Source organism: Mesotoga sp. UBA5847, from assembly GCF_002432735.1.
Taxonomy (GTDB): Bacteria; Thermotogota; Thermotogae; order Petrotogales; family Kosmotogaceae; genus Mesotoga.
The window spans coordinates 13,882-26,758 of sequence record NZ_DJGL01000014.1 but is presented as its reverse complement, the minus strand read 5'-3'; the positions used below and the strand labels follow the sequence as shown (position 1 = coordinate 26,758).

Below are 12,877 nucleotides of genomic sequence, written 5' to 3'. Positions count from 1 at the left end.
TGTCTACTTCGCAGGTTTTTCTGGCAGACTGAGCATCTGCCTCAAAGTCAGCCCCTTTATTCCGTGACGTCTGTAAACAACCCAGCTAATCATTAGCTGTAGCACACTCTGGGTTGTCCAGTACAGCAACAACCCTGATGGGAACGTTGCAAATAGAATCGGGAAAATGATCTGCATAATTACTCCGGATCTTGCAGATCGCGCATCTTGAGCGGTCAGCAACGAACTATATATTCCCACAACGACCGTGATGATTATGAAGGGAATGTTCATGACAAAGTTGCCAACGGATAGATCCTTCCAGATCAAGAAACCCGGAGAATATGCCATCGCTTCACTGAAGTACCGAATCGCGTTGTAGAGAAGAATCAGCACGGGTAACTGAAGAAGTATCGGGAGACAGCCGGAAGCGGGATTGTATCCCTTTTCCTTGTAGAGTGCCATCATTGCTTCCTGCTGCTTTCTCGGGTCCTTGTACTTCTTTTTTATTCTATCAACATCCGGTTGCAGCATCCTCATCATCAGCATTGACTTCGTCTGAATATGATAAAGGGGATAGAGGATGAATCGCGTTACTATAGTGAAGATAATCAGCGCCCATCCGAAGTTCCCAGACCACTGGTAAAGCCAGAAGAGGAAGTAGACTATCCCATGGTAGATCCATGAGAAAATGGTCACCCCGCCAAAGTCTTGGAGATCTTTGACTATTGCGTCGTAGTGTTCTGGAAGGGCCTGCTTAATATGTATTAATCTCATTGGGCCTGCAAAAGATTCCAGAACCCCTCTTCCACTTTCAAGCTCGTATCTCTGGAACTTAAATGTCCCCTGGTTCGACGCTACTGCAAACAGCGTCTTCTGGCCGCTGAACTTGTCATATGTCATATAGTAAGAGGAATCGGGTCCCAACGTTTGATTTTGGTAAGATATGAACGGCAAAGCGACCTCTACTCTCTGGTTGAAATCGAACTGAACTTTGAAATCATAGTAAGGACTGTTGAGAATAATGAAAGACTTACTGCCCTGCTCGTAATTAAATGTCACAACTATGTTTCCGTCGATATCCTCCCTGTATGAAAATGAAGTTGGAAGAAGCTCGTTTCCTTCAGCATCGAATACGTTAAAGCCGTCTTTGCCAAGACTTTCGTTGTAGACATAGAACTCGACTGTTTTGTTATCGGCATAACTCGTAACTCCAAGAATCAACCCTCTCACTGTGTCGAGGGTAACCTTGAGCGTTTTGCCTGAGACTATGAGTGTACTGGTTCCTTCCTGAGTAACTAGTTCTTTGCTCGATACAGAGAGCGTGCAAAGTGTCATGAAGATCAAAGTAAGAAGTATCGCTCTTCTCATTTTCCGTGCCTCCTCAGTAGCGTGAAGTGATCTGGTACTTCATCGAAGCCCCCTGGATTGAAGGGATTGCATCGGAGTATTCTCCATGTTCCGAGAACGAGCCCCTTGAAAGCTCCAAATCTCTCTATAGCTTCATATGTGTATGTTGAACACGTGGGACAAAACCTGCATCTTGGGCGGGTTCTAGGTGAGATCTTTCTTCTGTAGAAATCTATTAGAAACAGTAGTATCTTTTTCATCGGACGTTTCTCCAATTTTCTCAGCGATTCGTTTGATAACGAGCATAATGCCAAAGTACCCAACTTCTCTCTCTTTAAACAGGTCAGATAAATCCTTTCTAGCAATGAAAAGTATATCATACCCCGCGGGCAAGACTGATTTATTAGTCCTGTAAACCTCTTTCACCAATCTTCTGAGTCGGTTTCTCACGTGCGCCTTGCCGAATTTCCGTTTTATCGATACTCCAATACGAGAAAAAGGCAGACTATTCTTAACATACAATACAACAAAAAAAGGGTCAACAATTGACTTTCCCTTTTTGAAGACTCTGTCGAAGTCTGCCTTTCTTCTTAGTCTTTCTGTTTTACTAAGGGACTGATCCTTCAGATTCACACAGACAGTCTCTTTCTTCCCTTTCTTCGTCTACTTGCCAGCACTTTTCGGCCGCCAACCGTTCGGGATCTAACAAGAAAACCATGTGTTCTGTTCCTCTTAACTCTTGATGGTTGATATGTTCTTTTCATTATAAACAACCTCCAGTGAATTCGTCACAGTGAACATTATACGGAGTGTGGCAGGGACTGTCAAGGCGCCGATATGCCGGTGTCTTGCCGGACCGAAAGCAGAGTCACTGAAGGTACTGTTGATCGATAGTATAATAGATTGATGTATGAGTTCCACTTGGACTATACACTAAGTTGGAGGAAAATATGCTGCTATCGCTGGCAGGAAGGGATTTTCTTACATTCAGGGAGTTCTACGTTGAATTCTCTGAAGGAATGAACGCAATAACCGGTGAATCCGGAGCAGGGAAGACTATCTTTCTTAAGGCGCTCTTGACAGTGTTAGGATTCCCTCCCCAATGGGATAACGTTAATGCCGGAAGTATTGAAGGAAACTTTGTGGTCGACGATTCTTTGAGCTCGAAACTGAGAGAAACGGGAATCGAGATTCAAGAAGATCACCTCCTTGTAACGGTAAGTTTCACTGGGCAACGGACGATTTACAGGATAAACGGGAGGATGGTGCCAAGGCAGATTGTTCAGACTGCCTTCAGCGACAGGGTAGAGGTTCACTCTCAGCACAGCAGTGTTAGTCTTCTAGACGAGTCTAAGCACCACGAAATTTTGGATCATGCGCTGAAAGGCGAAGAGAGCCTTACAAATTACAGAGAGCTATATGGAGAGTTTTTGAAGGTCAAGCGCGAGTTCGAATCGTTCAGTGTAGACCCTGCTCACATAGAGAGAGAGAAGGACTTCTTGAGTTTCCAGATTAGCGAGATAGAAGAGGCGGGACTGCAGCCGGGCGAGGATGAAATCGTAGAGATGAAGTATACAAGATATAGAAACGCTCAAGCCCTCTTAGATACGTTTCATGAGCTGCGAGAGCTTCTTAAGGACGGCGATTTGTCTGTTTATAACTCGCTTAACGATGCAGTTACTATAGTCGAGAGAATTGAAAGCTTTGGATATGGTGAGTGGCGAGAAAATCTCCAAGTTGCACTAGAAGAGCTCGACTCCCTGTACTCGAAGGTCGAAGAGGAGAGAGGTTCCCTTGACATCGACGATGAAGAGTTTACATCGATTGAGAACAGAATGACCTTAATCCAGGGGCTGAAGAGAAAATACGGTGATTCTGCAGATGCAATACTCTCTAAGCTCGAGACGTTCAAAGAAGAGTTGAGGTCTCTGCAAGAGCTTGAGGAGAGAAAAGAGAGGCTGAAGAGGCGTGAAGAGGATCTGCTTGACAAATTGAAGAAGACCGGAGAGATTCTCGACCAAAAGAGATTGGCCAGGGCCAGGGAGATAGAAGAGCAAATAAGAGTTCATCTTGAAAGCCTTAGGATGAAAGGTGCAGAACTGAAGTTTCATTTGCGCCAGGAAGAGATACCGAGAAACTACGGTACTTCCAGAGTGACGATGATTGTGAAGACAAATCCCGGAATGAAATTTATGGAGATAGGTAAGGTGGCCTCCGGAGGGGAACTCTCAAGGTTCTTACTGGCGCTTGAGTCTGCTTTGAGAGAGCAGCTGGATCTTAGAACGATTGTGTTTGACGAGGTTGACTCTGGTGTTGGGCAGAGGCTGGGAGCGGTAGTGGCGGACAAACTGCGAGAGATCTCGCAGGAGATACAGACTATAGTTATAACCCATCTTCCCCAAATTGCTCAGAATGCAGACAAGCACTTTGTCGTCAGAAAAGAGCAGTTCGGTTCCAACACCATTTCGAGTATAGAAGAGCTTCATGGCTGCTCTAAAGAAAGAGAGATCGAGGAAATGAGCGGCCAGATTCCAGATTGAGAAATGAGGTGCGTCTAGTGAATAGAGAAGAGCTAATAAACAGGATAGTTGAAGAAAAGGGAACGGAGGCGATTCCTGCTCTTCTTGACCTTCTGGTCAATGAAGACAGCGAAACTGCGCACATTTGCTTTGATGCGCTCTTGCAGATGGGAGAGGCAGTTGTTCCGCTTCTCATAGAGAAGATGCGAATAACGAATATCGACCCCGTCTCCAGGCTGTACCTTGCGGACCTCGCAGGTGAAATAGGTGACAGGAGAACCGTTACAAACCTTTATGAGATGCTGAAAGATTTCAGTGACGAGAGGTCTCAAGTCGTTATCTACGAGGCTCTTGCGCGCCTGGGTGAAGGAGAGAAGGTAGTGGGTCTTCTCTCTTTGATGCTTAGTGAGAACAATGACTCGGAACTCCGAGACCAAGTCATAATGGCTCTAAGCAGCACTAATTCCTCAATGGCTGTCAAGGCGCTTGCTGAGTTGTATGGGAGAGAGACGACCGACAAGTCTACGAAGGCCTTCATTCTTGAAGCAGTTCACTCAATTCTCTCAAGGAGGTATGAATTGAAGAACTATCTCCAAAGCCTTCACAATGGTAGGGAGATCACTGAAAGGCTTTATCAATGGCAAAAAGAGAACTGACAGACTGTTTTGATATCCTCTATTCTTTGGGGGCGGATGTAAGGCTTAATGAGCCTCTGAAGTGGCATACGACGATCAGGGTAGGAGGTCCTGCAAGAGTCTTTGTTCAGCCGTATTCCGTTGAGTCGCTTGCGGAAATCGTGAGCTTTCTGAAATCTGAGGCGATTGAATTCAGAATCATCGGAGGAGGTTCAAATATCATCTGTCCCGCCCGCTTTGAAGGAGTTGTAGTCTCGACCAAGAATCTGAACTTGATGAAGTCCGAAGGAGAGAGGGTCTTCGTTCAGGCCGGGACCAGTGTCAATACTCTAATCTGGCACTGTTTATCTGAGGGGTTGACTGGCCTTGAATTTCTCACTGGACTGCCCGGTTCTGTCGGGGGGGCGATTCTCATGAACGCGGGTGCCTTCGGTGGCGAACTCGGGAATCGCGTTGCCAGAGTGACTTATCTGGATGAAAGCAACAGGGCAAGAGAAATCGACGGGAAGGCCGCTGGTTTTTCTTACAGAAGCAGTATTTTCAGATCCAGCAACAAAATCATCCTCGGAGCCGAGTTCGCTCTTAGAAGAGGAGAGAAGCTTGAAATCAGTAGAAGGATGTCTGAGATCCTGGCGAAAAGGCTTGAGAAGCAGCCGCTTCAGTATCCCAGTGCAGGGAGCGTTTTTATGAGACCGAGGCCTGACTTCTATGTAGGTTCCTTCATCGAAAAGTTAGGTTTGAAGGGTTTTAGGGTCGGGGACGCTGAAGTATCGGAAAAGCACGCAGGGTTTATAGTCAATAAAGGAGACGCCAGCCAGGAAGACGTTTTGAGTTTAATTGAAGTGATCAAGCGAAAAGTAAGAGAGGCTGCAGGCGTCGATCTTGGAACAGAGATAGAAATCTGGAAGGAGGTTGGATAATGGTTGACGTAAAAATTGAGGAACCTGAAGATAATTTCACAGGCGGTGGAGGCCCTAAGAAGAGCTTTTTATGGTCCGGGCTTTTTGTGCTGCTGGTTATTGTCGCAATCGTTGCCGTGTATTTCTTGAGCGGGTTTTTCCTGGTTGGGCCCGATCAGGTCGGACTGATCAAGAGATTCGGAAAGTATACAAATACCGTCGGTCCAGGACTTGGATACCATCTGCCATTTCCGTTTGAGAGCGTAGTCGTTGTAGATACTTCGAATTTGAGAAAGCAGGAAATCGGTTTTAGAACCGTTAGAACAGGTACTTACCAGACCCTGGCAAATGAGTCTCTCATGCTCACCGGAGATGGAAATATCGTCTCGGTGGAAATGGTTATCCAGTATTATGTTGGGGATCCGGCAAAACTCGCCTTCAATATCGTGGATGATGGCGACATCGTGAAGTTCACAACAGAGTCGGTGCTTAGGGAGGAAGTTGCTTCCAGCACTATAGACTCAATTCTCACAACCGAGAGAGACACAATCTCAATTCGGACCGCAGAGAGAGTCCAGGCCGAACTTGAGAGGCTCGGTACAGGCATATTGGTGAAAAACGTGTTCCTGCAAGAGGTGGCGCCTCCAAAACAGGTTATCGCCGCATTCGACGATGTGAACAGTGCCAAGCAGGACAAAGAGAAACTCATATATGAGGCCGAGAAATACAAGAACGACCTCATTCCCAAGGCAGAAGGAGAGGCGGCTCAATTGACTAGAGTCGCGGAAGGCTACGCACAGGAGAGGATTCTCAATGCAGAAGGAGAAGCGGATAGATTCCTTGCGATTCTCCAGGAGTACGAAAAGGCTGCGGAGGTTACTCGAACCAGGATGTATCTGGAAACGCTTGCTAAAGTACTTGGAGAGGCCAGTAAGACCGTTGTTCTTGACCAGAGCAGCGTTCTTAAACTCCTTGATCTTGAAGGGAGCGAGAGATAATGAAGTACAAATTCATCATTCCGATTGCTATTGTGGTAATAGTTGCGGCAGTTATGCTGCCTAGCTTCTTCTTCATACTTGACGAGACTGAACAGGCCGTGGTCCTTCGATTTGGCGAAATACGCGAGTCAGTTACCGAGGCCGGTCTTTACACCAAGACTCCGTTCATCGACTCTGTAAGGAAGTTCGACAAGCGAATTCAGATCTACGATGTTGATGCTGAGAGGATCTACTCTAGGGATAAAAAGACGATTCTTACAGACACCTTCGCGCTATGGAGGATAGTAGATCCCAGGAGTTTCGTAGAGACAATGAAGTCAGAACAGATCGCACTCACACGGATAGACGACATTGTGTACTCTCACGTAAGAAATACTTTTGGGAAACTTGATTACGATGACATTATCTCCGGCCAAAGAACCGATGTTCTCGACGAGATAACCAAACTTGCCGCAAATGACATGAAGGACTTTGGGATCGAGATAATATCTGTACGTGTTAAGAGGGCCGACTTGCCCGACGAAAACAGAAATGCTGTCTTCGAAAGAATGAAGTCCGAGAGAATGCAGGAAGCTTCATTGATTAGAGCCGAAGGGAATAGAGAGGCTCAGAAGCTTAGGGCGGAGGCCGACAAAGAAGCGCAGATAATGATGGCGACTGCACAGAAGGAAGCAGATATCATAACTGGGATGGGAGACGCTCAAGCTCTCACCATTTATGCAGATGCATACAACAGAGATCCGGAATTCTACGAGTTCATGAAGAGGCTGGAAGTCTACGAAAAGACACTTGCCGATGCCAATTACATTCTCGGACCTGCTATGGATTTCATAGATAAGTTTTCAAGAGGAGAGTAATGGATTGTACGAAATCACTTCTCGAAACCGGAAGCAGTGAGATAAACATCAAGAAGTCAAAGTTCATCGGCTTCAGTAAGAGGTGTGAGAACGAGGATGAAGCAAAGTCACTAATAAAGGCTGTCTCGCAGGATCACGCAGGTGCCGACCACTGTTGCTGGGCGTATCGTATTTCGCTTCCAGGAAGGGAAGTGGCTAATTACTCCGACGGTGGAGAGCCTCACGGTTCTGCAGGGCAGCCAATACTTGGATCGATCTGTCGACTCGAGTTGACCGATGTTGCAGTGGCAGTCATAAGGTACTTCGGAGGAGTTAAGCTGGGAATACGAGGACTGATAGACGCCTATGGTGAAACGGCCCTGAAGGCCTTGAGGTCAGGAAAGCCAGCTCTGTTTTGCCCGGGAGTTGAGCTAGCTGCCGAGATGAGCTACAGTCAGTGGAACGACTTCAGCAGATTGTTCGTGGAAGGAAGAGACTTCTCCGTTCGAAATGTAGACTACTCTGATAGGGTTATTTCAACGCTTGCGGTCAGAAAAGAGAATATCGATAGGGTCGGCTACTTCTTCGAAGAGAGAAGGATTCTCTTCGAGATGGGAGAAGAGTTGAGTTTTGTGAGCCCGGTGGAATGATTCTACCGGGCGTATTCTGTCACATAATAATCCATAATCTTTCTTGAGATTTGTGAAGCCAGGCCCGATCCGTAGCCGCCTTCGTGAACGAACACCGTAACAACTATCTCCGGTTCATGAAGAGGCATGAAACCTGTAAACCAGGAGTGAGCCGGTTTCGAACCTCCTTGTTCCGCAGTACCGGTCTTTCCGGCGGCCGTCTCTTCAAAACCTCTGAATGCAGAGTATGCGGTTCCCGCATCGGCGGCACTTCCACCCTTGCTTATGACATTTCCCATTGCATTGATGAGAAGATCCCAATCGCTGTCTTTCAGATTGATTGCTTCTCTGCTACTCTCTTTCTTTGAACCGATAAAAGGAATGATCTCGATCCCTCTAGTCGCGATTTCGCCTGTTAACTTTGCCAGCTGCAGCGGAGTGATGCTGAGATAACCCTGGCCTATTGATATCTGAATCGTGTCGCCAGGAAACCAGCTTTCCTCAAGCCTCTCACGTTTCCAAGTGGGGGAGGGCATCAAGCCGACTGACTCCTCGGGAAGATCGATTCCGGTAGGTTTAAAGACCTCCCACAGTTCTGCGTATCTGTTGATCGTGTTGATTCCCAGTTCTAGACCGAGCTGATAGAAATAAACGTTGCAAGATACTGTTATAGCTTTGGCAAGATCGGTCTTTCCGTGGCCGTAAAGGTTCCAATCTCTGTATACTCCCTGAACCACGCCTCGACTGTCTTTGTACTGAAAAACCCCTCCGCAGTCGATCTCCTTTGTGCTGTCTTTCCCTTCTGCCAGAGCCACCATGGCAATGAACGGTTTGATCGCAGAGCCTGGCGAGAAGGGGCTCAAAGCTCTATTTACCAGAGGTCTCGAAGGATCGAGATTAAGACGGTCCCAATCCCTGTTTGAAATCCCCGTTGTGAAAAACATGCTTTCAAAGCTTGGCACTGAAACAAGAGCGAGAACCTCTCCGTCGGTCTTCATTACAGCAGCTGCGCCGGTCTTTCCGGTTTCGTTTATGAGGTTATAGATATATTCACTCATTTTAGAATCTATTGTGATCTTCAGATCATCTCCCGGCAAAGGGGGTATTTCGCCTTCGAGGCTAATCTGCCTTCCTAAAGCATCGACACGAATGAGCTGTTCACCGGGAGTTCCTCTGAGGAGTTCGTTGTATTGCTTCTCTATTCCCATAACCGGTTCCCCATCAGACTTGATGTAACCCACTACGTGAGAGATTCCAGGATTATCCTGGTAATGCCTTATGATCCTTTCCGAGACTTCCAACTCGGGAAAGTCATTCAGTCTCTCTGCGACCGAAGCTGGTAGGACTGTCTCAACGCTGCCAAAAACCTCGAGACGCCGAATCAGCTTTTCCATTTTCTCTCTGTTTTCTGAAGCGTCAACCATCATCCTCTTCAGATCTTCAGGAAGAAAGACGACTTTCTTCGTAATCCTGTAATAAGGTGCGTCCCAAGCAAGAGGGATTCCGTTGCGATCAATAATCATGCCTCTGGGAGGAAGGATTGAAATGGATCTACGGCTTATACTCTCTACCTGTTTCGCATACTTCTCTTGGTTGACTATCTGGTAATCGTAGAGCTTATATACAAACAGTCCCATCACTAGAAGGAAAAGCACGAAGAAGAGGTCAAACCTCCTGGCACTCTTAGTCTTCAATGCTCAACCTCCTCAGGATGCAGAATGTTGCCAGAAAAGGAACCAGGACACCAAAGCTCGTACCCGAAAAAAACACTCCAGCAAGACCAATAGCTGCCGATGTAAGCGCTCCGAAACTGAGCGTCCGATATCTCCCGTGAATCGCCAACGCCGATAATGTAACGATCAATGAGAGCACTATAACCATGCTGATTCCAGACAGAGCCATCCCCACTATCCATGAAATGACCAGCGCAACAGAGAGAACAAAAGCGATGTTTCTGGTTGGAAGGAAGACGAGCAATGTCAAATATGCAGGATATAGAGGTATGAGATCTCCAAATCCGAGATCAAAGTACAGAGCAGGGACTATCAGTAATAACCAGGTCATTCCTGCCACTCCAGATAGACGAAGTAATCACCAAAAACATTTGGAGTATTTACTAGATAGTCGCTTCCGTGGAGTCCGGCGATTTCGCCGATTAGATCAATCTTCATGGTCTTGTAGTACCCATAACCCTGGACCGTCGAAGCGATTCTTACTTGATCACCGCTCTCCAGATAATAGGGGTCGAAAGTAGAGAAGTACAGCTTACCTCCACTCGAGTAGACAGCTCCTTCAACTGTTCTGTTATCCTTCTGTACTACGGCGGAAATCCTCACACCAGGAGCCGTTAATGGTGAGACCATAACATATCCGTCATGCGAGCTCTTCACCACACCATAGATGGTCGAAGAAAAGACCGAAACAACAGGAACTCCCTGAGCCGCGCTTCTATCAGTAGTCATGATGGCGGTGTTGTTTCGCTCGAAGCTGAAGAATGCGACTCTCATTGGCAGAGGATATGGAAACCTGTTGCTGAAAGACTCAGCATACCTGTTCAGGTCTCTGATGACTCGATCGATACTCCTGAGTTGAAATACCGATCTGAAGAAGTTCTCTATGTCTACTCTAATATTTATCAGCGGCAGGGCAAGGGTTTCAAGCAAATCACTCATCTTTCTGTTCACTCCAGATACTTCTGAAAGTGTCAGAAGGATGAGAAAGATCATAAGAATCACTACTGCCGCCTCGGCGAACTTCACCTGCGAAGCTCCTCCTATCTAAGGTTGCCTTTTTCGAGTCGTTCAAGAATGGGGACTCTCTCAAGAACCTGACCGGCGCCTCTGGCTACACAGGTTAGGGGGTCTTCGGCAACAACAACCGTGATTCCAGTCTCACCCTGTATTAGTTCCTTCATGCCATTGAGGAGCGACCCTCCGCCCGCAATGACTATACCGCTCTGAACAATATCCGAGATGAGTTCTGGAGGCGTATTTTCAACAGTGAGTTTAACCGCCTCGACGATTCTCGCCACCGGTTCTACAATGGCTTCGCGTACTTCTGCGCCTGAAACGGAGATCTTTCTCGGCAATCCGGAATTGAGATCGAGACCTACGATTTCTGAATAAGAGCTATCGGCCTCTTCTGCCTCAACAACATTACCAACCTCCATCTTTATTCTCTCGGCAGTCTTTTCACCAATCAAGAGCCGGTATTTCTCCTTGATATACTGGACAATATAGTCATCCATCTCATCTCCGGCGACCCTTATAGACTGGCTCAAAACGATACTCCCAAGAGATATTACGGCGATTTCGGTTGTGCCGCCGCCGATATCGACAATCATATTTCCTGTCGGCTCTTCAACATTCAGCCCGGCGCCTATTGAACTTGCCATCGGCTCTTCAATGAGAAAGACCTTCTTGGCTCCCGCTTCAATACCGGCATCGACGATCGCCTTTCTTTCGACTTCGGTCGCACCCGAAGGAACTCCGACAACTATTCTGGGTTTGACGAAGCGCCGTCTGCCCGTTGCTCTGCCCATGAAATACTTCAACATTGCGAGAGCGATATCATAATCGGCAATAACTCCGTCTTTCAACGGGCGGGTCGCCACAATGCTTGCAGGTGTCTTTCCCACCATTCTCTTTGCCTCCAGGCCTACCTGAAGGATCTTGCCTGAATTCACGTCAATAGCAACAACCGAAGGTTCATTTGTTACCACACCCTGTCCCTTCACATAAACCAGGGTGTTGGCAGTTCCCAAATCAATACCCATGTCTTGCCTTAAGAACATTCGAAGGCCTCCTGTCGGGGAAAGTCTTTACTCTTAATTCTACCATCAGGATGCGGCCCAATGACGAAGAGTACAGAAATCAGGGAATTTCGTTCATTGAGCCCTTAGATAAGGCATTCCGCAAGTTTGACTATGCCTTAATCAAAGTGATAGAATCCATTTGGCCTAAGTAGAAAAGTAATTGTGACAAAAGCTTTGAAGTCTTTATAAGCTTTGAATAGTGTGAATTAATCATTGTAGTGTTCCAGACCGGTGAGATAATTGTGATGATAACGCGGAGGTGAAGGAATGGAAGATAGAGAGTTGAGGACTTTGAATCATCTAATGTTCATGGAATACTATACGGGAGGGAATGCAGGTCTTTTTATGAAAATGAAGCGACTTGTATATTCTTACCAGAGTCCCTTTCAGAGAATAGATGTCTTCGAACACCCTGAGTTTGGCATGGTCCTGGTTTTGGACGGGATAACAATGTTCACTGAAGCCGATGAATTCATGTACCATGAGATGCTGGTTCACGTACCTCTCTTCACGCATCCCGATCCGAGAAGAGTTTTGATCATTGGAGGCGGCGATGGGGGAAGTCTGAGGGAGGTTCTGAAGCATCCTTCCATTGAGGAGGCGATTCTCTGCGAGGTCGATCCCTATGTAATAGACGCGGCAAAACTCTATCTCAAGGAGATGTCGGTCGAACTTGACAATCCCAAGGCATCAATAATAAACGAAAACGGAGCCGACTTCGTGAGAAGGAACGAGGACTACTTCGACGTAATAATAGTTGATTCAACCGATCCCACGGCAGGCGAGGGTGGCCATCTTTTCACAAAGGAATTCTACGCTAATTGTTACAAAGCCCTTAGAAAGGATGGAGTCTTCTGTGCAGAGACCGAGGATCCTTTCTACGACAAGGGATGGGTGGCGATAGCCTACAACAGAATCTCTTCAGTCTTCCCGATTTCGAAGATGTACACGAGTTTCATGACCACTTATCCTTCAGGAATGTGGACATATACTATTGGATCTAAGAAAGCGGATCCGAGAGAAGATTTCGATGAAGAGAGAGTGCTTGATTTCGGAGCACCTTTGAGATACTACAATACGGAGATTCACAGGGCTTCGTTTGCTCTTCCGACGTTTCTTAAAGAGTTGACCGGTCAATTTTAAGTGTTAACTCGTTAAGGCCTTGGTGATAGACTAAACCAGATTATTCATAGACGAGATGGCTCGTCCAGCTTTTTT

At 46.7% G+C, this 12,877-nt stretch carries 15 protein-coding genes; 7 read left to right on the top strand and 8 right to left on the bottom strand.

The annotated features are described in order from the left end of the window. Positions 1-3 precede the first annotated feature (3 nt). From yidC to rpmH, 4 genes are read right to left on the bottom strand one after another with little or no spacing between them, the layout of a single operon-like run. Complete coding sequence (gene yidC / locus B3K91_RS01415; protein ID WP_292589351.1) at positions 4-1,350, bottom strand: YidC/Oxa1 family membrane protein insertase; 1,347 nt, start codon at positions 1,348-1,350, stop codon at positions 4-6. Then, a complete protein-coding gene (gene yidD / locus B3K91_RS01410) occupies positions 1,347-1,589 on the bottom strand; it encodes a membrane protein insertion efficiency factor YidD (RefSeq protein ID WP_292589354.1) in 243 nt (80 codons plus the stop codon). Before yidD ends, yidC begins: the two co-directional genes overlap by 4 nt. Then, entirely contained in the window at positions 1,534-1,962 is a 429-nt protein-coding gene (gene rnpA, locus B3K91_RS01405) for a ribonuclease P protein component (RefSeq protein WP_292591980.1), read from the bottom strand. The genes yidD and rnpA overlap by 56 nt, the downstream gene beginning before the upstream one ends. Further along, positions 1,959-2,093, bottom strand: a complete 135-nt coding sequence (gene rpmH / locus B3K91_RS01400) for a 50S ribosomal protein L34 (protein ID WP_102819356.1) — start codon at positions 2,091-2,093, stop codon at positions 1,959-1,961. The genes rnpA and rpmH overlap by 4 nt, the downstream gene beginning before the upstream one ends. A gap of 186 nt (positions 2,094-2,279) precedes the next feature. On the opposite strand from rpmH, the gene B3K91_RS01395 reads away from it, so the two are divergent. From B3K91_RS01395 to B3K91_RS01370, 6 genes are read left to right on the top strand one after another with little or no spacing between them, the layout of a single operon-like run. Beyond that, positions 2,280-3,869 (top strand): DNA repair protein RecN, encoded by a 1,590-nt coding sequence (locus B3K91_RS01395; RefSeq protein WP_292591979.1) that lies wholly within the window; start codon positions 2,280-2,282, stop codon positions 3,867-3,869. A 17-nt stretch (positions 3,870-3,886) separates the two neighbouring features. Further along, the gene (locus B3K91_RS01390) at positions 3,887-4,504 is read left to right on the top strand and encodes a HEAT repeat domain-containing protein (RefSeq protein ID WP_102819358.1); all 618 of its coding nucleotides are present in this window, start codon (positions 3,887-3,889) and stop codon (positions 4,502-4,504) included. Then, positions 4,486-5,403 (top strand): UDP-N-acetylmuramate dehydrogenase, encoded by a 918-nt coding sequence (murB, locus tag B3K91_RS01385; RefSeq protein WP_103134017.1) that lies wholly within the window; start codon positions 4,486-4,488, stop codon positions 5,401-5,403. The genes B3K91_RS01390 and murB overlap by 19 nt, the downstream gene beginning before the upstream one ends. After that, the gene (hflK, locus tag B3K91_RS01380) at positions 5,403-6,380 is read left to right on the top strand and encodes an FtsH protease activity modulator HflK (RefSeq protein ID WP_099828533.1); all 978 of its coding nucleotides are present in this window, start codon (positions 5,403-5,405) and stop codon (positions 6,378-6,380) included. Before murB ends, hflK begins: the two co-directional genes overlap by 1 nt. Then, positions 6,380-7,237 carry a protease modulator HflC gene (gene hflC / locus B3K91_RS01375; protein WP_292591977.1) on the top strand — a complete coding sequence of 286 codons (858 nt, stop codon included), beginning with the start codon at positions 6,380-6,382 and terminating at the stop codon, positions 7,235-7,237. Before hflK ends, hflC begins: the two co-directional genes overlap by 1 nt. Next, a complete protein-coding gene (locus B3K91_RS01370; protein WP_102819362.1) occupies positions 7,237-7,866 on the top strand; it encodes an IMPACT family protein in 630 nt (209 codons plus the stop codon). Before hflC ends, B3K91_RS01370 begins: the two co-directional genes overlap by 1 nt. Before the next feature lie 2 nt (positions 7,867-7,868). Here the strand turns inward: B3K91_RS01370 and B3K91_RS01365 are convergent, their stop codons facing one another. Genes B3K91_RS01365 through B3K91_RS01350 form a run of 4 tightly spaced genes read right to left on the bottom strand, consistent with a single transcriptional unit; the run spans position 7,869 to position 11,638 of the window. Then, a complete protein-coding gene (locus tag B3K91_RS01365; protein ID WP_292593876.1) occupies positions 7,869-9,539 on the bottom strand; it encodes a penicillin-binding transpeptidase domain-containing protein in 1,671 nt (556 codons plus the stop codon). Further along, positions 9,529-9,909 (bottom strand): hypothetical protein, encoded by a 381-nt coding sequence (locus tag B3K91_RS01360; RefSeq protein ID WP_102819363.1) that lies wholly within the window; start codon positions 9,907-9,909, stop codon positions 9,529-9,531. The genes B3K91_RS01365 and B3K91_RS01360 overlap by 11 nt, the downstream gene beginning before the upstream one ends. Beyond that, positions 9,906-10,604 carry a hypothetical protein gene (locus B3K91_RS01355; protein WP_214060193.1) on the bottom strand — a complete coding sequence of 233 codons (699 nt, stop codon included), beginning with the start codon at positions 10,602-10,604 and terminating at the stop codon, positions 9,906-9,908. Before B3K91_RS01355 ends, B3K91_RS01360 begins: the two co-directional genes overlap by 4 nt. Before the next feature lie 14 nt (positions 10,605-10,618). Further along, entirely contained in the window at positions 10,619-11,638 is a 1,020-nt protein-coding gene (locus tag B3K91_RS01350; protein ID WP_103134023.1) for a rod shape-determining protein, read from the bottom strand. A gap of 288 nt (positions 11,639-11,926) precedes the next feature. Here B3K91_RS01350 and speE point away from each other — a divergent pair, with 288 nt between their 5' ends. Continuing rightward, entirely contained in the window at positions 11,927-12,802 is an 876-nt protein-coding gene (gene speE, locus B3K91_RS01345; protein ID WP_292593874.1) for a polyamine aminopropyltransferase, read from the top strand. Positions 12,803-12,877: the final 75 nt, after the last annotated feature.

Bases quoted from the DNA above. Each gene is read 5' to 3' on its own strand.
- yidC (WP_292589351.1), bottom strand. From the start codon at position 1,350: ATGAGAAGAGCGATACTTCTTACTTTGATCTTCATGACACTTTGCACG.
- yidD (WP_292589354.1), bottom strand. From the start codon at position 1,589: ATGAAAAAGATACTACTGTTTCTAATAGATTTCTACAGAAGAAAGATC.
- rpmH (WP_102819356.1), bottom strand. From the start codon at position 2,093: ATGAAAAGAACATATCAACCATCAAGAGTTAAGAGGAACAGAACACAT.
- B3K91_RS01395 (WP_292591979.1), top strand. From the start codon at position 2,280: ATGCTGCTATCGCTGGCAGGAAGGGATTTTCTTACATTCAGGGAGTTC.
- murB (WP_103134017.1), top strand. From the start codon at position 4,486: ATGGCAAAAAGAGAACTGACAGACTGTTTTGATATCCTCTATTCTTTG.
- hflK (WP_099828533.1), top strand. From the start codon at position 5,403: ATGGTTGACGTAAAAATTGAGGAACCTGAAGATAATTTCACAGGCGGT.
- hflC (WP_292591977.1), top strand. From the start codon at position 6,380: ATGAAGTACAAATTCATCATTCCGATTGCTATTGTGGTAATAGTTGCG.
- B3K91_RS01370 (WP_102819362.1), top strand. From the start codon at position 7,237: ATGGATTGTACGAAATCACTTCTCGAAACCGGAAGCAGTGAGATAAAC.
- B3K91_RS01360 (WP_102819363.1), bottom strand. From the start codon at position 9,909: ATGACCTGGTTATTACTGATAGTCCCTGCTCTGTACTTTGATCTCGGA.
- B3K91_RS01350 (WP_103134023.1), bottom strand. From the start codon at position 11,638: ATGTTCTTAAGGCAAGACATGGGTATTGATTTGGGAACTGCCAACACC.
- speE (WP_292593874.1), top strand. From the start codon at position 11,927: ATGGAAGATAGAGAGTTGAGGACTTTGAATCATCTAATGTTCATGGAA.